The organism is Streptomyces panaciradicis (genome assembly GCF_023516615.1).
In the GTDB taxonomy this organism is placed as follows: domain Bacteria; phylum Actinomycetota; class Actinomycetes; order Streptomycetales; family Streptomycetaceae; genus Streptomyces; species Streptomyces panaciradicis.
In genome coordinates, this window is sequence record NZ_JAMGBF010000121.1 from 35,706 (window position 1) to 57,248 (window position 21,543).

Below are 21,543 nucleotides of genomic sequence, written 5' to 3' on the forward strand. Positions count from 1 at the left end.
AATGAAGGCGAGTCAGTTCGGGGGGAACCGGTGAACAGGTACGACGTCACCGACGAGCAGTGGGAGGGGCTCGCCCAGGTCGTGCCGTTGCGGGGCCGGGACGCCTGGCCGTCGGCGGTGGACCATCGCTCGCACCCTGAAGCGGTCACCGAGCCGCGCCGCCGCTTCGTCGTCCTGCGGGTCAACGTCTTCGGCGACGCCCGCGAGGTCGCCGAGACCCTGATGGCCGGCGTGCCGGTGCTTCTCGACCTGAGCGGCGCGGAGACGGAGGTCGCCAAGCGCGTCCTCGACTTCAGCACCGGAGTCGTCTTCGGCCTCGCGAGCGGCATGCACCGCGTGGACCGCAACGTGTTCCTCCTCACCCCGGCCGGCACGGAAGTGACGGGCCTGATGGAAAGCGCGGGGGTCTCGGGCGGCTGACCCGGGGCGTCCGGGCGGCGGCCGCACGGGGCCTTCGCGGGTGGGTGCCAAGGGACCGCCTCAGAGCCGAAGGTGGGGCAGGGGCCGGCAGCCTCTCGGCTCGGCGCCGCGGCCCGGCGGTCGTGCGCTTCCGCGGTACCACCGGCGTCGTCACACGCGGGGCGGGTCCGTCGTCCTTTCGTGGGAAGCGGGCGGAGGTGGAACGGTTCCGCTGAATGCGGAGCCGTACGGTCCGGGCATGAGCGTGTCATCGGTGTCACCGGAACCCGGCGCCCCTCCGCCGCCGCTGTCCGAGCGGCCCGCGGTGGCCCGCCCCTGCCTGACCGAACTGCGGCTGTCCGCCTTCGCCGGTCACCGTGGCGCGCGGTTCGCGATCGGGCCCGTCACGCTCTTCGCCGGGCCCAGCGGCTGCGGGAAGACCACCGCGTTACGGGCCTACGAGGCCCTCGCCCGGCTCGGCGGCGGCGCCCCGGTCGCCGAGGTGTTCCCCGACCCTGGCGCCTGCGTGCCCGACCGGGCCCGCCCCGACGCCCAGCGCCGCCGCGGCTTCCGCATCGGCTGCACGGCCGACGGCCCCGAAGGACCGGTCCGGCTCGACGTCGCCGTACAGGCCGAGCCCGAACTGCGCATCGTGGGCGAGCGCCTGACCCGCGGTGGCCTGGTCCTGCTGGAGACCGCCCTGCGCGACCCCGCCCGCCGTGTCGTCCAGGCCGCCTGGCACACAGCCGGTGCGACCCCGGTGACCCGTGCCCCGCTGCCCGACGACCGGCTGGGCACGGCGCTGCTGCCGCTGCGCGTGGCCGGCAAGACCGACGGGCAGCGCCAGGTGCTCGCCGCCGCCGAGCAGATGGTCGTCGCCCTGCGCTCCGTCTTCGCCTGCGACCCCCGCCCCGGTCGCATGCGCCTGCCGGTGCCGGCGGCCTCCGGCCGGCTGCTGCCCGGCTGCGACAACCTCGCCGACGTCCTGTGGCGTACCCGCGCCGAGTGCGGACGCCGGCACGCGCAGCTCGTCGCCGCGGTGCGCGCCGGATGCGCCGGGACGGTGACGGACGTCCTCGCCGAACCGCTCGCCGACGGCACGGTCCGCGGCCTGCTCGACCGGGGCGACGGCTTCCGGACGTCCTTCGAGCGGCTCGGCGACGGCGAACTGCGCTACGTCGCCCTCGCCCTGGTCCTGCTGACCGGGCCGGGCGTGCTGGAGGTGGACGCGGCCGGCGAGGTGCCCGCCGCGATGCAGACGCTCACCGTCCTCGCCGACGCCTTCGACCGCTCCCTCGACCCGTGCCAGCGCCGCGAACTGCTGCGGCTGGCCTCGCGCATGGGGCAACGCGGCCACATCCGCGTGGTCGCCGGGGTCGGCGACGCCTCATGGGCCGCCGGGGCCGAGGGGGTCACGGTGGTACACCTGGAGCCGTGAACGATCCCTCGCGCGAACCCCTCGACGTGGCGAAACTGCAGCGCAGGCTCGCCGACTTCGCCGCCGCCCGCAACTGGCAGCCGTACCACACCCCCAAGAACCTGGTGGCCGCGCTCAGCGTGGAGGCCTCCGAACTCGTCGAGATCTTCCAGTGGCTGACGCCGGAGGAGTCGGCCCGGGTGATGGACGACCCCGGCACCGCGCACCGGGTGACCGACGAAGTGGCCGACGTCCTCGCCTACTTGCTCCAGCTCTGCCAGGTCCTGGACATCGACCCCCTCGCGGCACTCGACGCCAAGATCGACCGCAACGAGCGGCGGTTCCCGGCGCCGTAAGGAGCCGTTCCATCCGTTTTCACTCTCCGCAGTCAAAATCCTGTCCGAAACCGATTTGTTGTCCACAGATTTCCGCCCACCTCTGGCTTTTCGTCCCGTAGCCCTTCACTCTGGGTAGTGGACAACGGAGTTCGGGCGGACGGACGCGTGGGCAGCGCGTCAAGACGGACGGGGGCAGCGTATGGACGCTGTTCGGCTCATCGTGACCAGCAGGCGCGCCCTGGCGATGGGCGGCGGTGCGCCGGAGACCCTGAGGGAGGTGTGGCAGGCGCAGGCCCTGGCCCAGGCGATAGGCAGCCGCCTCGCGGTCGCCGGCCCGCCCGAACTGCGCGGCGAGGCACTGGGGTTGACGGAGCTGGCGGGGCGCGGCTGCGGCGTCCTGGACGCCCCGCAGCTCGCCGCGGGCGACCTGCGCGCGGCCCAGCTCACCGAACTGGGCGACGCCCGCCAGGCCCTGCTCTGCCTCGGCGGCCTCCTCGGCGAGGTCGGCATCGCCCTGGTGGGCCTCGCCTGCGCCGCGGACGACGAGGCCACCTACTGGCAGTGCATGGAGGCCATCGACGCGGCCGACGAGTCCCGGGACCGGGTGCGGGACATGCTGCGCAAGCTGGCGGAGGCGGAGCAGCGGCTGCCCGAGCGGGAAGCCGGCTAGAAGCCGGACCCCGGCCCCACGGGGCGGACCCGGACCTCGACGTCCTCGGCGCCGCGGCCCGCCGACTGCAGGTCGGCGTCCAGGGCGGACAGATCCGCGTTCAGGGCCGCCATCAGCTCCTCCAACTGCTGCAGCAGCCCCTTGGGCCGGCCGGTGCTCCCGCCCTGCGACGGCACCGTTGACTCTTCGGACATGGACGGCCTCCTCGGCCCCCGGCCCCGCAACAACAGAGGCCGACACGGGTGACGCCCCGGCGAGGACCGGCCGGTGCGGGCGCCGGGCGGTCCGGCTCCGCACGAGCAACGATCACCTCCGGGCCCGGTCACTGGCGCCGGCACCCCCGCGCACCGCGTTGACGCGTTTTCACCCGACCGGGGACGGGGTGACGGCGGGTACCGGTGCGGCGGACCGGCACGGAGGTGTGCAGGATGGATGTATGGACCTGCGCATCTTCACCGAGCCCCAGCAAGGGGCCGGCTACGACACCCTGCTCACCGTGGCGAAGGCGACCGAGGACCTCGGATTCGACGCCTTCTTCCGCTCCGACCACTACCTGAAGATGGGCGACGTGGACGGCCTGCCCGGCCCCACCGACGCCTGGATCACCCTCGCCGGCCTGGCCCGCGAGACCAAGCGCATCCGCCTGGGCACCCTGATGACCGCCGCCACCTTCCGCCTGCCCGGCGTCCTCGCCATCCAGGTCGCGCAGGTCGACCAGATGTCCGGCGGCCGTGTCGAACTCGGCATCGGTGCGGGCTGGTACGAGCAGGAGCACACCGCCTACGGCATCCCGTTCCCCAAGGAGAAGTTCTCCCGCCTGGAGGAGCAGCTGGCCGTCGTCACCGGCCTGTGGCAGACGAAGCCCGGCGACACCTTCGACTTCCACGGCGCCCACTACGACCTCACCGACTCGCCCGCGCTGCCCAAGCCCGCCCAGGCGAAGATCCCCGTCCTCATCGGCGGCCACGGCCCCACCCGCACCCCGCGCCTCGCCGCCCGGTACGCCGACGAGTTCAACATGCCGTTCGCCTCCGTCGAGGACAGCGAGCGCCAGTTCGCCCGCGTCCGCGCCGCCGCCGAGGAAGCCGGCCGCAAGGGCGACGACCTCGTCTACTCCAACGCCCTCGTCGTCTGCGTCGGCAAGGACGACCAGGAGGTCGCCCGCCGGGCCGCCGCCATCGGCCGCGAGGTCGACGAGCTCAAGGCCAACGGCCTGGCCGGCACCCCGGCCGAGGTCGTCGACAGGATCGGCCGCTACGCCGCCGTCGGCGCGAGCCGCCTGTACCTCCAGGTCCTCGACCTCGACGACCTCGACCACCTGGAGCTGATCTCCGCCCAGGTCCAGTCGCAGCTGTCGTGACCTGAGGAAATAAACCGGGGCGCCGGCCCGGCGCCGTGTGCGAAGGTGGGAGCGTCGTCCTGCCGAGCCCCCAGGATCACCCTTCCTGGGGGCTTTCGCGTGTACGGCACCCGAACCCGTCGACCGGCCTGAGAGGCCCTGCCCATGTTCCTGACCATCACCACCACCGGCACCCCGGAACGCCCCGCCACCGACCTCGGCTTCCTGCTGCACAAGCATCCCGACAAGGCGCAGGCGTTCTCCACCTCCTACGGCACGGCGCACGTCCTCTACCCGGAGGCGGACGACCAGCGCTGCACGGCGGCGCTGCTGCTGGAGGTCGACGCGGTGGCGCTGGTGCGGCGGGGCAAGGGCAAGGGACGCGGCGGGGCGCCCGACGCGGCGCTCGCCCAGTACGTCAACGACCGCCCCTACGCGGCCTCTTCGCTGCTCGCGGTGGCGCTGAGCGGCGTGTTCTCCAGCGGGATGAAGGGCGTGTGCCGGGCCCGGCCCGAACTGCCCGGCCAGGCACGTCCGTTGCGCGTCGAGATACCCGCGGTGCCCGCCCGCGGCGGTCCGGGACTCGTCCAGCGGCTGTTCGAGCCGCTGGGCTGGACGGTCACCGCCGAGGCGGTCGCCCTGGACACCGAGTTCCCCGAGTGGGGCGACTCGCGCTATGTGCGGCTGCTGCTGGAGTCCGAGACGCTGACCCTCGCCGAGGCCCTGCGCCACCTGTACGTGCTGCTCCCCGTCCTCGACGACGCCAAGCACTACTGGGTGTCGCCGGACGAGGTCGACAAGCTGCTGCGGGCCGGTGAGGGCTGGCTGCCCGGCCACCCCGAGCAGAAGCTGATCACCAGCCGCTATCTCTCGCGCCGCTGGTCGCTGACCCGGGAGGCGATGGAGCGGCTGGAACTGGTCCGGCTGGCGGAGGCCGACGACAGCGAGGTCGAGGACATCGACAACGCCGTCGAGGAGGAGACCGAGGCGGAGGAGAAGCCGGCCCCGCTCGCCGTGCAGCGACGGGACGCGATCGTCGAGGCCCTCGGCGCCGCCGGTGCCGCCCGCGTGCTCGACCTCGGCTGCGGGCAGGGGCAGTTGGTGCAGACCCTGCTCAAGGACCCGCGGTTCACCGAGATCGTCGGGGTCGACGTGTCGATGCGCGCCCTGACCATCGCCTCCCGCAGGCTGAAGCTGGACCGCATGGGCGAGCGCCAGGCCGCGCGGGTCTCCCTCCTGCAGGGCTCGCTCGCGTACACCGACAAGCGGCTCAAGGGGTACGACGCCGCCGTGCTCAGCGAGGTGATCGAGCACCTCGACCTGCCCCGGCTCCCGGCGCTGGAGTACGCGGTGTTCGGCGCGGCCCGTCCGCGCACGGTCCTCGTCACCACCCCGAACGTCGAGTACAACGTCCGCTGGGAGTCCCTCCCGGCCGGCCATGTCCGGCACGGCGACCACCGCTTCGAGTGGACCCGGGAGGAGTTCCGGGCCTGGGCGCACACAGTGGCCGAACGGCACGGCTACGGCGTGGAGTTCACCCCCGTCGGGCCGGACGACCCCGAGGTCGGTCCGCCCACCCAGATGGCCGTGTTCCAGATGCTCACCGGCAACGAGAAGGAGGCGAAGGCGGCATGACCGAGACGACACAGCACAAGGGGCGGGTCCTGCCCGTCACCGACCTCTCCCTCGTCGTCCTCGTCGGTGCCTCCGGCTCCGGCAAGTCGACCTTCGCCCGCCGGCACTTCAAGCCGACCGAGGTGATCTCCTCCGACTTCTGCCGCGGCCTGGTCTCCGACGACGAGAACGACCAGAGCGCGTCCCGGGACGCCTTCGACGTCCTGCACTACATCGCCGGCAAGCGCCTGGCCGCCGGCCGCCGCACGGTCGTCGACGCCACCAGCGTGCAGCAGGACGCCCGCCGCCAGTTGATCGAGCTGGCCAGGCAGCACGACGTGCTGCCCATCGCCATCGTCCTCGACGTGCCCGAGGAGGTGTGCGCCGAACGCAACGCGGCGCGCACCGACCGGGCCGACATGCCCCGCCGGGTCATCCAGCGGCACATCCGCGAACTGCGCCGCTCCCTGCGCCACCTGGAGCGCGAGGGCTTCCGCAAGGTGCACGTCCTGCGCGGTGTCGAGGACGTCGAGAACGCCACCGTCGTCACCGAGAAGCGCTTCAACGACCTGACCCACCTCACCGGCCCCTTCGACATCGTCGGCGACATCCACGGCTGCGCCGCGGAGCTGGAGACCCTGCTGGGCAAGCTGGGCTACACCGACGGCGTCCACCCGGAGGGCCGTACGGCCGTCTTCGTCGGCGACCTCGTCGACCGCGGCCCCGACAGCCCGGGCGTGCTGCGCCGCGTGATGTCGATGGTGAAGTCGGGCAACGCCCTGTGCGTGCCCGGCAACCACGAGAACAAGTACGGCCGCTACCTCAAGGGCCGCAAGGTCCAGCACACCCACGGACTCGCCGAGACCATCGAGCAGATGGCGGGCGAGAGCGAGGAGTTCGCCGCCGAGGTACGTCAGTTCATCGACGGGCTCGTCAGCCACTACGTCCTCGACGGCGGCCGGCTCGTGGTCTGCCACGCCGGTCTGCCCGAGAAGTACCACGGTCGTACCTCCGGCCGGGTCCGCAGCCACGCCCTGTACGGCGAGACGACCGGCGAGACCGACGAGTTCGGGCTGCCGGTGCGCTACCCGTGGGCCGAGGACTACCGCGGCCGGGCGGCCGTGGTCTACGGCCACACCCCGGTGCCGGAGGCCACCTGGCTGAACAACACCATCTGCCTGGACACCGGCGCGGTCTTCGGCGGCAAGCTCACGGCGCTGCGCTGGCCGGAGCGCGAGCTGGTCGACGTACCGGCCGAGCGGGTCTGGTACGAGCCGGCGCGTCCGCTGCGCACCGAGGCGCCGGGCGGGCACGACGGGCGGCCGCTGGACCTGGGCGACGTGCACGGGCGGCGGGTCGTGGAGACACGGCACTCCGGCCGGGTCGCCGTCCGCGAGGAGAACGCGGCCGCGGCGCTGGAGGTCATGAGCCGGTTCGCCGTGGACCCGCGGCTGCTGCCGTACCTGCCGCCGACCATGGCGCCGACGGCGACCAGCCGTGTCGAGGGCTACCTGGAGCACCCGGCCGAGGCGTTCGCCCAGTACGCGGCGGACGGGGTCGCCCGGGTCGTGTGCGAGGAGAAGCACATGGGCTCCCGGGCGGTGGCACTGGTGTGCCGGGACGCGGAGGCCGCGCGCAAGCGGTTCGGCGTCGACGGCCCCACGGGCTCGCTGTACACCCGCACCGGACGGCCTTTCTTCGACGACGAGTCGGTCACCGAGGAGGTCCTGGGCCGGGTCCGCGCGGCCGTCACCGAGGCCGGCCTGTGGGCCGAACTCGACACCGACTGGCTGCTGCTGGACGCCGAGCTGATGCCCTGGTCGCTGAAGGCGTCCGGGCTGCTGCGCTCGCAGTACGCGGCCGTCGGCGCGGCGTCCGGGGCGGTGTTCCCGGGTGCGCTCGGCGCGCTGGAGGGCGCCGCCGCGCGGGGCGTCGACGTGGCCGGCCTGCTGGACCGGCAGCGCGAACGGGCCGCGGACGCGGCCGCGTTCACCCAGGCCTACCGCCGCTACTGCTGGACGACGGACGGCCTGGACGGCGTACGCCTGGCGCCGTTCCAGATCCTGGCGGTCCAGGGCCGCAGCCTCGCCGCGCTGCCGCATGACGAGCAACTCGCCCTGCTCGACCGGCTGGTGGAGCACGACGGCACCGGCCTGCTGCAGACCACCCGGCGGCTCCACGTCGACACCGGCGACCCGGAGTCGGTGCGGGCGGGTGTCGACTGGTGGCTGGAGATGACCGGCCGCGGTGGCGAGGGCATGGTCGTCAAGCCGGTCGGCGCCCTGGTGCGCAGCCCGGAGGGACGGCTGGTGCAGCCTGGCATCAAGTGCCGGGGCCGCGAGTACCTTCGGATCATCTACGGTCCCGAGTACACGCGCCCCGACCACCTGACCCGGCTGCGCACCCGCTTCCTGGGCCACAAGCGGTCGCTGGCGATCCGCGAGTACGCCCTGGGCCTGGAGGCCCTGGACCGGCTCGCGGAGGGGGAGCCGCTGTGGCGGGTGCACGAGGCCGTGTTCGGGGTGCTGGCCCTGGAGTCGGAGCCGGTGGACCCGCGGCTTTGAGCCGTTCGTGAGCCCTGCTCACCTCACGGCCCACGCCGCCCTTGTGTCCCACAGGTACCCCGCCTAACGTGAACAGGCTTGCGAATCAGTCGAGTTCGGGGAAGGCGGGGCACAGGTGGAGATCAAGAAGGTGGTCGTCCGCGAGGAGGAGAAGACCAACCGGCAGCCGCGTGTCCTGGAGAAACGGCCGACGCGCTGAACGGGTTGCGCGTCCACCTGGTGACGATGCCCTGGCATCCGATCGACCTGCCGTCCCTGCAGGTGGGCCTGTTGCACACGCTGGTCTCGCGCACCCGTCCGGGCGACGAGGTGCGCGAGTTCCACGGCTCGCTGCGCTGGGCGGAGTTCCTGCTGAAGCACTCCGGCGGCCGGCTCCGGCCGGGCGACTACGTCCGCGTCGGCAGCGACTCGATCTTCCACGGGCTGGGCGACTGGGTGTTCTCCGGCGTGCTGTACGACGACCCGGACTGGGGGTCCGGGACGCTGCGCGACTACGCCGGGCGGCGCGGGGTCGCGATCGACACCGCCGTCGAGATGCGCCGGTACGCGGGCGAGTTCGTCGCCGAGTGCGCGGCCGCCGTGCTCGCCGAGGTGCCGGACGTGGTCGGCTTCACGACCACCTTCATGCAGAACGTCTCCTCACTCGCCCTCGCCCGTGAACTCAAGGCCCGGCGGCCGGAGTTGACGGTGGTCTTCGGCGGCAGCAACTGCGACGGCCCGATGGGGCACGCCCTGCACCGCAACCACCCCTTCGTCGACCACGTGGTGCGCGGCGAGGGCGAGCACGCCTTCCCGGCGCTCCTGCGCCACCTCGACGCGGGCACCGAGCCCGCCGACGTCCCCGGCCTGTGCTGGTGGGACGGCGAGGTCTCGCGCGCCAACCCGGAGTCGCGGCGCACGGTCGCGCCCGCGGACATCCCCTCGCCCGACTACGACGACTGGCAGCGGGCCCTGGACGCCTCCCCGGTCGCCGAGTACGTGCACCCCAAACTGGTCGTCGAGGGGGCGCGCGGCTGCTGGTGGGGCGAGAAGCACCACTGCACCTTCTGCGGGCTCAACGGCTCGGCGATGGTTTTTCGCGCCAAGCCGGGCGAACGCCTGTGGTCCGAGGTCGACCGGCTGGTGCGCCGGCACCGCATCCTCGACGTCGTCACCGTGGACAACATCATCGACATGGCCTACTTCCGGGACTTCCTGCCCCGCGCGGCGGCCAGCGGCTGGGACCTGCGGATGCACTACGAGGTGAAGTCCAACCTCACTCCCGACCAGCTCGCCCTGCTCGCCGACTCCGGCACGGTCCACATCCAGCCCGGCATCGAGAGCCTGGGCAGCCGCGTCCTGGACCTCATGGACAAGGGCGTCACCGGCGCCCGCAACATCCGCACCCTGCGCGAGTGCGAGAACCACTCCCTGACCTGCTCCTGGAACCTCCTCTACGGCTTCCCCGGCGAGAGCGCCGAGGACTACACCGGGGTCGTCGACCAGCTCCCCGCCCTCGTCCACCTCCAGCCCCCGGGCGGCGCCCACCGCATCCAGCTCGAACGGTTCAGCCCGCACTTCAACGACCCCGCCCTCGGCTTCGGCGAGCGCCGCCCGGCCGAGATGTACCGGCACGTCTACGACCTTCCCGAGGACGAACTCGCCGACCTGGTCTACCTTTTCGACACCGAGGACGCGGGTATCTCCGGGGACGTCGAGGCGCGGCTGAAGGCAGGCGTGGAGCGCTGGCTGCTCGGGCACCCCACGTCCCGGCTGACCTTCGCGGAGGACGGCGACGACCTCCTCGTACACGACCGCCGGGAAGGCTGGCCGCGGCGCGGGCACCGGTTCCGCGGATGGCGGGCGGACGCGCTGCGGCACCTGGAGGCCGGGCGGAACGAGACGGCCCTGCACCGCCTGCTGACCGCAGCCGGGCACGACTGCTCGCCCGGCGAACTCGCCCAGTGGCTGCAACACGCCGTCGAACTGGGCCTGTTGTTCCGTGACGGGCGGACCTACGTGTCGCTGCCCACCTGGGGCGAGCCGGTACGCGTGGACGCGCCTGGGCATGCATACGGAATGCTCTACCACCGGCGCGGACCCGATTTCGTCACCGTCATGGACCGCAGGGACAAGGAGGCGTCGGCCCGCTACACGCTCGACGACCCCGACCTGCTCGCCACCTTCGACCTGCTGCAAAGGCCCGTTTCCCTCGCCGAGTTGAGCGACGTGCAGCGGGAAGCGGTGGCTCTGCTGGCCGGGGAGGGACTGGCCCGGGTCACCGACGGCCACGCCGTCGCCCTGCCGCCCCGCATCGGGCGCTGGCCCGTCCCCTGCACCGGGATCTGAACGGGTGACCCTCCCGTCGGACGACCGCCCCCTCAGGCGGCACCGCCCCTTCGTGCTGCTCTGCGCCGAGCAGACCGCCGGGTCCGTCGGCCGCCAGGTCACCGCACTCGCGCTGACCCTGCTCGCCGTCACAGAGCTGCACGCCGGGCCGTTCGCCGCGTCCGTGATCCTGGCCCTGACGTACCTGCCCGGCGCGGTGCTGAGCCCGTTCGCCGGGCTGCTCGTCGACCGCGTGTGCCTGCGCCGCCTGCTGGTCGCGGCGACCGCCCTGCAAGCCCTGGTCGTCGGCTCGGTCCCGCTCGCCCGCGCCGCCGGGCACGTCACCTGGCCGCAGGTCTACGCCGTCGCCGCCGTCTCCGGCACCCTGACCTTCACCCTCTCCGTGGGCCTGCAGGCCGCCCTGCCCCGCGTCGTCGGCCCCCGGCACCTGCTCGCCGCCAACTCCGTGCTCACCGGCGCCCGTACGGCCGGCCAGATCGGCGGTCCCGCGTTCGGCGGCGTCCTCGTCGGCCTCGCCGGCACCGGTCCCGCGCTGGCCGTGGGCGGCGCCGCGTACGCCGTGGAGGCGGTGCTGCTGTTCGCCCTCCCGGCGGCCCTGAACACCCCGGCCGGACACCGCGACGCCGCCCGCTCCGGGCCGGTTTCCGCCCTGCGGGCGGGACTCGACGTCGTGCGCACCGACCGCCGGCTGTACCGGATGGTGCTGGCGGGTGCCGGCCTCAACCTCGGCGCCGGTGCGGTCGCCGCGCTGTACGTCCTCTACGCGACCGACAAACTCCGTCTCGCACCCTGGCAGTTGGGGACGACGTACGCCGCGTTCAGCGCGGCCACCGTACTCGGCGTCGTCCTCGCCGGGCGGTTCGGCGAGGGTCTGGGAGTGTGGCGGGCGACGCGGGTCTGCGGGCTGCTGGCCGGCGCCGCGATCTTCCTGGTCCCGGCGGCGGCCCTGGGGGGCGCGTTCCCGCTGCTGCTCGCCTACCAGCTCGGATACGGTCTGGCCGCCACCGTGTGGTCCGTCTCCATGACCACCCTGCAGCAACTGGTGGCGCCGTCCGGTCTGCAGGGCCGCGTCGCCGGTCTCACCCAGGCGGTGCTCCTGGTGACCGTGCCCGTCGGCGCGCTGGGCGGCGGCACGCTCGCGGCCGCGCTCGGCGATGTGCCGGTGCTGACGGCGTCGGCGGCCGTCGCGCTCGCGTCGGCCGCCACCCTCTGGGCGCCGGTGCGCGCGGAGCGTGTGGCGGGGGAGGAGGGCGGCCGGGGCCCTTCCGATGGATCTCCGGCCCTAACCGACCAGACGCAGTGACGTGTCCGCCACGCCGACCCGTACCGACTGCCCCCAGGTCAGCTCCAGCGCGTCCGTCTCCATCCCGTCCCCGAAGGCGACGAGCCGCTCCGACTCGACGGTGACCTTCAGGCGGGCGGTGGCGGCGAGTTCCCCGGCCACCAGGGACGTGCCCGTGGCAGGCGAGGGCCAGGCCTCCCGGACGAACCACAGCAGGCGGTGCTCGGTGGGGCGCGGCAACCGCACCGCGGCGCCCCGCTCCTGCCACACCGAGCGGATCCAGCCCGTCGCGCCGGTCCCGGTGCCCACCAGCACCCCGGAGGAGGCCTGGGCCTCGACGACACCCCCGTCGTCCTCGAGGCCCAGGCGGTATCTGGCGGTCTGGTGTCCGGCGGCGCCCAGGTAGATCTCGTTCAGCGCGACCAGCCGCTGCGTGTCGTCGGCGACGGCCTCGACCATCGTCAGCTCCTCCACGCTCGTCCCCGCCGCCGTCAGCAGCTTCGCCGCGTCCCGCGGCCGGTGCCGGACCAGCACGCCCGGGTTGCGGCCGGGGTCCGCGTCGATGCCCAGCACCGGCTGCCCGGCGAGGTACTTGGCGACGTTCGCCACCAGCCCGTCCTGGCCCACGACCACCACCAGGTCCTCCGGCCCGAACAGGAAGCGGTCCAGGTCGGCGCGCTCCACCCGGGCCTGCCGCCACGTCAGCGGGACGGCCGCGGTCACCTCGGCGAGCGCCCGCCGTACCCGCCGGTGCCGCTCGGCGACCTCCTCGATGTCCCGCCCCCGCGAGGAGAGGAAGAACGCGGCCTGCCCGTGGGTGCCGTGGTGGGCCAGCAACTCCTCGTACTCGGTGGTGCGGTGGACCAGGACGGCACGGGGCGCGAGGCTCACGCCGTCTCCCCGCCGCTGCGGCCGAGCCGTGCCAGCAGACCCGTGAGCACGTCCGGCGAGACGGTCACGCTGTCGATGCGCGGCAGGTTCTCCGCCAGCCGCGTCCCGGTGAGGGCGTGCAGCGTCGCCACGTCGACCTCGCCGTGCACCCGCAGCCAGGCGGCCTGGGCCTGGGCCCGCGCCTCGCCGACCTCGCGGGCCGCCTCGGCCTCCGCCCGGGCGAGCCGTACCGCCTTGGCGGCCTCGGCCTGGGCGAGCCGCTCGGTGCGCTGCGCCTCGGCGTCCGCCAGCCGCACCGACCGCGTCGCCTCCGCCTCCGCGAGCCGTACCGTACGGGCCGCCTCGGACTCGGCGCGGACCGCGTCGGCCGCCGCGTGCTCCTCCGCCTCGCGCCGCGCGTTCGTGCCCCGCTGCTCCACCAACTGCTCCTCGCGGCGGGCGAGTTCGATCTGGCTGGCCAGTTCGTTCTCGGCGATGGCCCGCTCCCGCTCGACGGCCACGGCCCGGCGCTCGTACGTCGCCCGGTCGGCCTCCTGCTGGATCTGCTCGCGGGCCGGGGTGCGCAGCGCCCGTTCGACCTCCGGCTCCGGGCGCAGCGCGACCACGCGCACCGCGACGACCTCGATCCCGGTCGCCGGCAGCCGCGGTTCGGCCGCCAGGCCCGCCGCGACCCGTTCCCGTACCGCCGTCACCCCGTCGACCAGCGCCGACGACAGGGACGTCCGGGCGAGGACGTCCAGCGCGTGCTGCTGCGCCGTCTCCGTGAGCAGGGTGCCGAGCTGCTCGAGCGGCGCGCCCCGCCAGACCCCCGTGTCCGGGTCGACCGAGAAGTCGAGGCGGGCCGCGGCGAGGGCCGGGTCGCCGATCCGGTAGGTCACCGTCGCCTGCACCGCCACGTCCTGGAAGTCGGACGTACGGGCGTGGAAGGTCATCGCCAACTCCCGGTCGTCCACCGGGACTTCGGACAGCGCCGCGGTCAGCGCGCGGAACCAGAAGCTGAGCCCCGGCCCGTCGTGCATCAGCTTTCCGTCCCGGTGGTGCCGGATGTGCGCGGTCGGCGCGCCTCTGAGGTGGCGCCAGCCCAGGCGCCGGGTGATGTCGGCCATCGGACCCCCTCGTTCTCGTCTCCTCGACGATAAACGGAAGACGCCGTTATCGTCAAGAGGACGAGAATTGGGGACGGAAGAAACGCACGAGCCGCGGGTCAAGACGCCCCCCGGTGGTCAGGATGGAGGCATGGGATTCCATGTCGACTCCGAGGCCGGGCGGCTGCGCCGCGTCATACTGCACCGGCCCGACCTCGAGCTCAAAAGGCTCACCCCCAGCAACAAGGACGCACTGCTCTTCGACGACGTGCTGTGGGTGCGCCGGGCGCGCGCCGAGCACGACGGGTTCGCCGACGTGCTGCGCGACCGCGGGGTCACCGTCCACCTCTTCGGCGACCTGCTCACCGAGGCCCTGGCGATCCCGGCGGCCCGCACCCTCGTCCTGGACCGCGTCTTCGACGAGAAGGAGTACGGCGTCCTCGCCACCGACCACCTCAGAGCCGCCTTCGAGACCATGCCCCCGGCCGAGCTGGCGGAGGCCCTCGTCGGCGGCATGACCAAGCGCGAGTTCCTGGACGCGCACCCGGAGCCGACCTCGGTCCGCTTCCACGTCATGGACCTCGACGACTTCCTCCTCGCCCCGCTGCCCAACCACCTCTTCACCCGCGACACCTCCGCCTGGATCTACGACGGGGTCTCCGTCAACGCCATGCGCTGGCCGGCCCGGCAGCGCGAGACCGTCCACTTCGAGGCGATCTACCGGCACCACCCCCTCTTCCGCGACGAGACGTTCCATGTCTGGTCGGAGGGGCAGGTCGACTACCCGTCCACCATCGAGGGCGGGGACGTCCTGGTCATCGGCAACGGCGCCGTCCTCATCGGCATGAGCGAGCGGACCACACCGCAGGCCGTCGAGATGCTCGCGCACAAGCTCTTCGCGGCCGGCTCGGCCCGGACCATCGTCGCCCTCGACATGCCGAAGCGGCGCGCCTTCATGCACCTGGACACCGTGATGACGATGGTCGACGGCGACACCTTCACCCAGTACGCGGGCCTCGGCATGCTCCGCTCGTACACCATCGAGCCGGGCGTCGGCGAGGAGCTGAAGGTCACCGACCACCCGCCGGAGCACATGCACCGGGCCATCGCCGCCGCCCTCGGCCTGAGCGAGATCCGCGTCCTGACCGCCACCCAGGACGTGCACGCCGCCGAGCGCGAGCAGTGGGACGACGGCTGCAACGTCCTCGCCGTCGAACCGGGCGTCGTCGTGGCCTACGAGCGCAACGCCACCACCAACACCCACCTGCGCAAGCAGGGCATCGAGGTCATCGAGATCCCGGGCAGCGAGCTGGGGCGGGGGAGGGGCGGGCCGCGCTGCATGAGCTGCCCGGTCGAACGCGAGGCCGTATAGGCGTACACCCATGTGCATAGTAATGCTGACCGTCGTATAGACTTCCACGGTCAGCTGTTCCCGCATCTCAGGAGCGCCCCATGGCGACCGTCCCGACCGCCCTCGCCGGGCGCCACTTCCTCAAGGAGCTCGACTTCACCGCGGAGGAGTTCCTCGGCCTGGTCGGGCTGGCCGCGGAGCTGAAGGCGGCCAAGAAGGCCGGGGCCGAGACGCGGTACCTCACCGGCCGGAACATCGCGCTGATCTTCGAGAAGACCTCGACGCGCACCCGCTGCGCGTTCGAGGTCGCCGCCGCCGACCAGGGCGCCTCCACGACCTACCTCGACCCGTCCGGCTCGCAGATCGGGCACAAGGAGTCGGTGCGGGACACCGCGCGCGTGCTCGGCCGGATGTACGACGGGATCGAGTACCGGGGCGACAGCCAGCAGAAGGTGGAGGAGCTGGCCGCCCACGCGGGCGTGCCCGTCTACAACGGCCTCACCGACGACTGGCACCCCACCCAGATGCTCGCCGACGTGCTCACCATGACCGAGCACACCGCCAAGCCGGTCGACCGGATCGCCTTCGCCTACCTCGGCGACGCCCGCTTCAACATGGGCAACTCCTATCTGATCACCGGCGCCCTGCTCGGCATGGACGTCCGGATCGTGGCCCCGAAGCACTACTGGCCGGTGCAGGAGGTCATCGACCGGGCGCACGAACTCGCCGGGGCGAGCGGCGCGCGGATCACGCTGACCGAGTCCCTGGCCGACGGCGTCCGGGGCGCCGACTTCGTCGCCACCGACGTCTGGGTCTCCATGGGCGAGCCCAAGGAGGTCTGGAGCGAGCGGATCGCCGCGCTCGCCCCCTATGCCGTGACCATGGACGTCCTGCGCGCCACCGGCAACCCCGACGTCAAGTTCCTGCACTGCCTGCCGGCCTTCCACGACCTGGGCACGAAGGTGGGGCAGGAGATCCACGACAGCCACGGCCTCGAGTCGCTGGAGGTCACCGACGAGGTCTTCGAGTCGGCCCACTCGGTCGTCTTCGACGAGGCCGAGAACCGGCTGCACACCATCAAGGCGATCCTGGTCGCGACGCTGGCCTGACCCGCCGGGCCGCCCCGGGACGGCCCTCCTGTGCGCGGGGCCCGGCCGTCACACCGCCCGGCGCTGCGGGGGCACCGAGGGCAGCCGGAACCACACCGCCTTCCCGGAATCCGTCGCCCGGTGCCCGCAGGAGGAGCTGAGCGCCCGGATCAGCAGCAGCCCGCGCCCGTGCTCCTGCCAGGGGTCGGGCGCTCCCCGGTGCGGTGTCGTCAGATCGCCCGGCGGCGCCGGGTCGGGGTCGTGGACCTCCACCCGGCAGCCGGACGGCAGCAGCTCCACGACCAGCTCTATCGGCGCGTCCCCCGTGGTGTGCTCCACGGCGTTCGCGACCAGCTCCGCGGTCAGCAGCTCCGCGGTGTCGCTGTCCGCCCCGTGCTCCAGCTCGGCCAGTGCCGTACGCACGAGCGCGCGGGCCACCGGCACGGCCGCGGCGGAATGCGGCAGCGCGACGCGCCAGGAGGCGGAGGAGGCGGGGCGTTCTTGCACGATGGGTCCGTTCATCAGCAGGCAGACCTGCTTTCAACCGTATGAATCCTACGGGCCCGTCCACAGAGGCGTTGGGCGGGCGCCGTACGGGACCTTCGGCCCCGCTGTCGGGCGGCTTACCCGTAACCACGGCTTGCCTCGCGCGGCAGCTCCCGCCGTTGCCTCTTCGTCGACGAGCCGTGACGGATGTGACGGCGCCGGGTCACAAGCGAGCCCGCTTATCGCGCCCTCATGACGACAGTCACGGATAGGTGATAGCTTCGAAGGGCAGAGCTCAGTACGGCAGCGCCCCGTCCCCCAGGAGGCCGCACGTCATGAGTCCCTTCACCGGCTCGGCCGCCCGCACCTCCCGCTGGGAGCACCTGCGCGTCGATCTCACCGACACGGTCGCCACCGTCACCCTCGCCCGCCCCGACAAGCTCAACGCGCTCACCTTCGGCGCCTACGCCGACCTGCGCGACCTGCTCGCCGAGCTGTCCAGGGAGCGGTCCGTCCGGGCCCTGGTGCTGGCCGGCGAGGGCCGCGGCTTCTGCTCCGGCGGCGACGTCGACGAGATCATCGGCGCGACCCTCGCCATGGACACCGCCCAGCTCCTCGACTTCAACCGCATGACCGGCCAGACCGTCCGGGCGATCCGGGAGTGCCCGTTCCCGGTGATCGCGGCGCTGCACGGGGTGGCGGCGGGCGCCGGCGCGGTCCTGGCCCTGGCGGCCGACTTCCGGATCGCCGACCCCACCGCGCGGTTCGCGTTCCTGTTCACCCGGGTGGGCCTGTCGGGCGGCGACATGGGCGCGGCCTACCTGCTGCCGAGGGTCGTCGGGCTCGGTCACGCGACCCGGCTGCTGATGCTGGGCGAACCGGTGCGGGCACCGGAGGCCGAGCGCATCGGGCTGATCAGCGAGCTGACCGAGGAAGGCCGGGCCGACGAGGCCGCGCAGGCCCTCGCCCGCCGCCTGGCCGACGGCCCGGCCCTGGCGTACGCCCAGACGAAGGCGCTGCTGACCGCCGAACTGGACATGCCGCTCGCCGCCTCGGTCGAACTGGACGCCTCCACCCAGGCCCTCCTCATGAACGGCGAGGACTACGCCGAGTTCCACGCGGCCTTCACCCAGAAGCGCCCTCCCAAATGGAGGGGACGGTAGAGATGCCCACCTCAGGGGCGCGGGGCCCTGCCGAATCTGCGGCTACCGCCGCGCGGGCGCGACAATCCACCAACATCCCGCAGCCGCCGACGAAGCCCGACCACCCCCTCCGTGTAGCGGTCATCGGTGGCGGCCCCGGCGGCCTGTACGCGGCGGCGCTGCTGAAACGCCTGGACCCGGCCCGCGAGGTCACCGTCTGGGAGCGCAACGCCCCCGACGACACCTTCGGCTTCGGCGTGGTCCTCTCCGACGAGACCCTCGGCGGCATCGAACACGCCGACCCGGTCGTCTACGAGGCCCTGCAGCGGGACTTCGTGCGCTGGGACGACATCGACATCGTGCACCGGGGCGTACGGCACACCTCCGGTGGCCACGGCTTCGCCGCGCTCGGCAGGAAGCGCCTGCTGGAGATCCTGCACGAGCGCTGCCGCGACCTGGGTGTGGACCTCCGCTTCCGTACCGAGGCCCCGGCCGGCCTGGCCGAGACCCACGACCTCGTCATCGCCGCCGACGGCGTCAACAGCACGACCCGCGAGACCCACGCCCATGTGTTCGGACCCCATGTGGTCAGCCACCACTGCCGCTACATCTGGCTCGCCGCGAACTTCGCCTTCGACGCCTTCCGCTTCGACATCGCCGAGACCGGACACGGCGTGATGCAGCTCCACGGCTACCCGTACGCGGCCGACGCGTCCACCGTGATCGTCGAGATGCACGAGGACGTCTGGCGGGCGGCCGGCTTCGCCGACCTCGACACGGCCGAGTCCGTCGAGGCCTGCGCCAAGATCTTCGCCGACACCCTCAAGGGCAGGCCCCTGCGGAGCAACAAGTCGGCCTGGACCACCTTCCGCACCGTCACCAACGCGCACTGGTCGCACGGCAACGTCGTCCTCCTGGGCGACGCCGCCCACACCGCCCACTTCTCCATCGGCTCCGGCACCAAGCTCGCCGTCGAGGACGCCCTCGCCCTCGCCGCCTGCCTGGAGGAACAGCCCTCACTGGAGCGGGCGCTGGCGGCCTACGAGGAGGAGCGCAAGCCGGTCGTCGCCTCCACCCAGCGCGCCGCCCGGGCCAGCCTGGAGTGGTTCGAGAACCTCGGCCTCTACGTCGACCAGCCGCCCCGCCAGTTCGCCTTCAACCTGCTCACCCGCAGCCGCCGCGTCACCCACGACAACCTGCGGCTGCGCGACGCCGGCTTCACCACCTCCGTGGAGGAGGAGTTCGGCTGCCCGCCCGGCACACCCCCGATGTTCACGCCGTTCCGCCTGCGCGGCCTGACCCTGCGCAACCGGGTCGTCGTCTCCCCGATGGACATGTACTCGGCGGTCGACGGCATCCCCGGCGACTTCCACCTCGTGCACCTCGGCGCGCGCGCCCTCGGCGGCGCCGGGCTGGTGATGACCGAGATGGTCTGCGTCAGCGCGGAGGGCCGGATCACCCCCGGCTGCACCGGCCTCTACACCGGCGAACAGGCCGACTCCTGGCGGCGGATCACCGACTTCGTGCATGCCCAGGCGCCCGGCACGGCGATCGGCGTGCAGCTGGGCCACTCCGGCCGCAAGGGCTCGACCCGGCTGATGTGGGAGGGCATGGACGAACCGCTGCCCGAGGGCAACTGGCCGCTCGTCGCCGCCTCCCCGCTGCCGTACAAGCCCGCGGGCCAGGTACCGAGCGAGCTGACCCTCACACAACTCGCCGATCTGCGGAGGCAGTTCACCTCCGCCGCCCGGCGGGCCGCCGGCGCCGGATTCGACCTGCTCGAACTGCACTGCGCCCACGGCTACTTGCTCTCCGGCTTCCTCTCCCCGCTGGCCAACCGCCGTACCGACGCCTACGGCGGCTGCCTGGAGAACCGGCTCCGCTTCCCGCTGGAGGTCTTCGACGCCGTCCGGGAGGTGTGGCCGGAGGACAAGCCCATGACGGTCCGCATCTCGGCCACCGACTGGGCCGAGGGCGGCACCACCGCCGAGGACGCCGTGGAGATCGCCCGCGCCTTCGCCGCGCACGGCGCCGACGCGATCGACGTGTCGACCGGGCAGGTCGTGGCCGACGAACGCCCGGACTTCGGGCGGTCGTACCAGACGCCGTTCGCCGACCGCATCCGGCACCGCGTCGGCGTCCCGGTGATCGCGGTCGGCGCGATCTCCTCCTGGGACGACGTCAACTCCCTGATCCTGGCCGGCCGCACCGACCTGTGCGCCCTGGCCCGGCCGCACCTGTACGACCCGCACTGGACGCTGCACGCGGCCGCCGAGCAGGGGTACGACGGCCCGGGCGCCGTCTGGCCGGCGCCCTACCGGGCGGGCAGCCGCCGACCGCAGACCGGACGGACGGACGCCCCCAAACCCCGGCTCAGCCTGGGGGGTTGAGGTCCACCATGCCGGCGGTCAGCGTCGCGCCGTCCGCCGGGTCGATCAGCAGGAACGCGCCGGTGCGCCGGGAGACCGCGTAGTCGTCCAGCGCCAGGGGCTCGGCGGTGCGCAGCCTGATCCGGCCCAGGTCGTTGACCGACAGACCGGCGGCCCCGGCCAGGTCCTCGACGACCGCCCTGACGGTACGGGTCGTGTGCCGCACCAGCACGCGGTCGCCGACCCGCAGCGGCCGGTCGGCGAGATGGCACACGGCCGCCCGGAGGTCCCGGGTGAGGACCGGGACGTCCGTTCCCGCCGTGATCATGTCGCCGCGTGCGACGTCCCGTTGGCCGGTGAGCCGGACGCTCACGGACTGCGGCGTGTACGCCGCCTCGGCCGCCGTGCCCAGCACGTCGATCCCGGCGATCTCGCAGGTCCCGCCGGACGGGTGCACGGTGACCCGGTCGCCGACGCGCAGGGAGCCGGACACCAACTGCCCGGCGTAGTGGCGCTGTTCGCCGTGCCGGATCACGTACTGCACCGGGAAGCGGGCCGGTGCGTCGGCCGCCTCGGCGCCCACGGGCACGTTCTCCAGGAACTCCAGCAGGGCGGGTCCCTCGTACCAGTCCATGTGCGCCGAACGGTCCACGACGTTGTCACCGGCCAGCGCCGAGACCGGGATCGGGGTGAAGCCGGGCAGTCCCGCCTCCGCGGCGTGCCCCGCGAAGTCCTCGACGATCCGCTCGAACCCGTCCTGCTCGTACCCGACGAGGTCCATCTTGTTGACGGCGAGGACCACGTGCGGGACCCGCAGCAGCCCGGTCACGGCGGCGTGGCGGCGGGTCTGCTCGACCACCCCGTGGCGCGCGTCGACCAGGATGATCGCCAGCTCGGCGGTGGAGGCGCCGGTGACCATGTTGCGCGTGTACTGCACGTGGCCGGGGGTGTCGGCGAGGATGAACCGCCTGCGCGGGGTGGCGAAGTAGCGGTAGGCGACGTCGATGGTGATGCCCTGCTCGCGCTCGGCCCGCAGCCCGTCGGTGAGCAGCGCGAGGTCGGGCGCGTCCTTGCCCCGGCTCAGTGAGGCGTGCTCGACGGCCTCCAGCTGGTCGGCGAGCACCGACTTGGAGTCGTGCAGCAACCGTCCCACGAGCGTGGACTTGCCGTCGTCGACGGA

At 73.1% G+C, this 21,543-nt stretch carries 18 protein-coding genes; 13 read left to right on the forward strand and 5 right to left on the reverse strand.

Going from position 1 to position 21,543, the window contains the following annotated elements:
- The first annotated feature begins 30 nt into the window (after positions 1 to 30).
- The 4 genes from M8J74_RS32745 (at position 31) to M8J74_RS32760 (ending at position 2,824) form a co-directional block, all read left to right on the forward strand.
- On the forward strand, positions 31 to 420 hold the full coding sequence (locus M8J74_RS32745; RefSeq protein WP_058922476.1) for a cell division protein SepF: 390 nt from the start codon (positions 31 to 33) through the stop codon (positions 418 to 420).
- Between the two features lie 238 nt (positions 421 to 658).
- Positions 659 to 1,837 (forward strand): ATP-binding protein, encoded by a 1,179-nt coding sequence (locus tag M8J74_RS32750; RefSeq protein ID WP_249839911.1) that lies wholly within the window; start codon positions 659 to 661, stop codon positions 1,835 to 1,837.
- Positions 1,789 to 2,172 (forward strand): nucleotide pyrophosphohydrolase, encoded by a 384-nt coding sequence (locus M8J74_RS32755; RefSeq protein WP_249839912.1) that lies wholly within the window; start codon positions 1,789 to 1,791, stop codon positions 2,170 to 2,172. Before M8J74_RS32750 ends, M8J74_RS32755 begins: the two co-directional genes overlap by 49 nt.
- Before the next feature lie 181 nt (positions 2,173 to 2,353).
- Entirely contained in the window at positions 2,354 to 2,824 is a 471-nt protein-coding gene (locus tag M8J74_RS32760; RefSeq protein WP_249839913.1) for a DUF6099 family protein, read from the forward strand.
- Here M8J74_RS32760 and M8J74_RS32765 read toward each other — a convergent pair.
- Entirely contained in the window at positions 2,821 to 3,018 is a 198-nt protein-coding gene (locus tag M8J74_RS32765; RefSeq protein ID WP_249839914.1) for a hypothetical protein, read from the reverse strand. The genes M8J74_RS32760 and M8J74_RS32765 overlap by 4 nt on opposite strands.
- A 242-nt stretch (positions 3,019 to 3,260) precedes the next feature.
- Here M8J74_RS32765 and M8J74_RS32770 point away from each other — a divergent pair, with 242 nt between their 5' ends.
- The 5 genes from M8J74_RS32770 (at position 3,261) to M8J74_RS32790 (ending at position 11,972) form a co-directional block, all read left to right on the forward strand.
- Entirely contained in the window at positions 3,261 to 4,184 is a 924-nt protein-coding gene (locus M8J74_RS32770) for an LLM class F420-dependent oxidoreductase (protein WP_058922471.1), read from the forward strand.
- Between the two features lie 144 nt (positions 4,185 to 4,328).
- Entirely contained in the window at positions 4,329 to 5,798 is a 1,470-nt protein-coding gene (locus M8J74_RS32775) for a 3' terminal RNA ribose 2'-O-methyltransferase Hen1 (protein WP_249839915.1), read from the forward strand.
- On the forward strand, positions 5,795 to 8,341 hold the full coding sequence (locus tag M8J74_RS32780; protein WP_249839916.1) for a polynucleotide kinase-phosphatase: 2,547 nt from the start codon (positions 5,795 to 5,797) through the stop codon (positions 8,339 to 8,341). The genes M8J74_RS32775 and M8J74_RS32780 overlap by 4 nt, the downstream gene beginning before the upstream one ends.
- A gap of 219 nt (positions 8,342 to 8,560) precedes the next feature.
- Positions 8,561 to 10,669 carry a RiPP maturation radical SAM C-methyltransferase gene (locus tag M8J74_RS32785; protein WP_308406143.1) on the forward strand — a complete coding sequence of 703 codons (2,109 nt, stop codon included), beginning with the start codon at positions 8,561 to 8,563 and terminating at the stop codon, positions 10,667 to 10,669.
- Between the two features lie 4 nt (positions 10,670 to 10,673).
- Positions 10,674 to 11,972 (forward strand): MFS transporter, encoded by a 1,299-nt coding sequence (locus tag M8J74_RS32790; RefSeq protein WP_249839918.1) that lies wholly within the window; start codon positions 10,674 to 10,676, stop codon positions 11,970 to 11,972.
- On the opposite strand, the gene M8J74_RS32795 is transcribed toward M8J74_RS32790, so the two are convergent.
- Positions 11,952 to 12,842, reverse strand: a complete 891-nt coding sequence (locus M8J74_RS32795) for an NAD(+)/NADH kinase (RefSeq protein WP_249839919.1) — start codon at positions 12,840 to 12,842, stop codon at positions 11,952 to 11,954. The genes M8J74_RS32790 and M8J74_RS32795 overlap by 21 nt on opposite strands.
- A complete protein-coding gene (locus M8J74_RS32800; protein ID WP_249839920.1) occupies positions 12,839 to 13,948 on the reverse strand; it encodes an SPFH domain-containing protein in 1,110 nt (369 codons plus the stop codon). The genes M8J74_RS32795 and M8J74_RS32800 overlap by 4 nt, the downstream gene beginning before the upstream one ends.
- A 130-nt stretch (positions 13,949 to 14,078) precedes the next feature.
- Between M8J74_RS32800 and M8J74_RS32805 the strand changes: the two genes are divergently transcribed.
- Entirely contained in the window at positions 14,079 to 15,299 is a 1,221-nt protein-coding gene (locus tag M8J74_RS32805) for an arginine deiminase (RefSeq protein ID WP_249839921.1), read from the forward strand.
- Between the two features lie 80 nt (positions 15,300 to 15,379).
- The gene (argF, locus tag M8J74_RS32810) at positions 15,380 to 16,387 is read left to right on the forward strand and encodes an ornithine carbamoyltransferase (protein ID WP_249839922.1); all 1,008 of its coding nucleotides are present in this window, start codon (positions 15,380 to 15,382) and stop codon (positions 16,385 to 16,387) included.
- A 48-nt stretch (positions 16,388 to 16,435) separates the two neighbouring features.
- Here argF and M8J74_RS32815 read toward each other — a convergent pair whose 3' ends face one another.
- Positions 16,436 to 16,888, reverse strand: a complete 453-nt coding sequence (locus M8J74_RS32815; protein WP_058922464.1) for an ATP-binding protein — start codon at positions 16,886 to 16,888, stop codon at positions 16,436 to 16,438.
- 299 nt (positions 16,889 to 17,187) lie between these two features.
- Between M8J74_RS32815 and M8J74_RS32820 the strand changes: the two genes are divergently transcribed.
- Both M8J74_RS32820 and M8J74_RS32825 read left to right on the forward strand, forming a co-directional pair.
- Positions 17,188 to 18,015 (forward strand): enoyl-CoA hydratase family protein, encoded by an 828-nt coding sequence (locus M8J74_RS32820; RefSeq protein WP_249839923.1) that lies wholly within the window; start codon positions 17,188 to 17,190, stop codon positions 18,013 to 18,015.
- Between the two features lie 2 nt (positions 18,016 to 18,017).
- Positions 18,018 to 20,384 (forward strand): bifunctional salicylyl-CoA 5-hydroxylase/oxidoreductase, encoded by a 2,367-nt coding sequence (locus M8J74_RS32825; RefSeq protein WP_249839924.1) that lies wholly within the window; start codon positions 18,018 to 18,020, stop codon positions 20,382 to 20,384.
- Here M8J74_RS32825 and M8J74_RS32830 read toward each other — a convergent pair.
- Positions 20,368 to 21,543, reverse strand: a 1,176-nt coding sequence (locus M8J74_RS32830) for a sulfate adenylyltransferase subunit 1 (RefSeq protein ID WP_249839925.1), incomplete at its 5' end; no start/stop codon positions are given. The genes M8J74_RS32825 and M8J74_RS32830 overlap by 17 nt on opposite strands.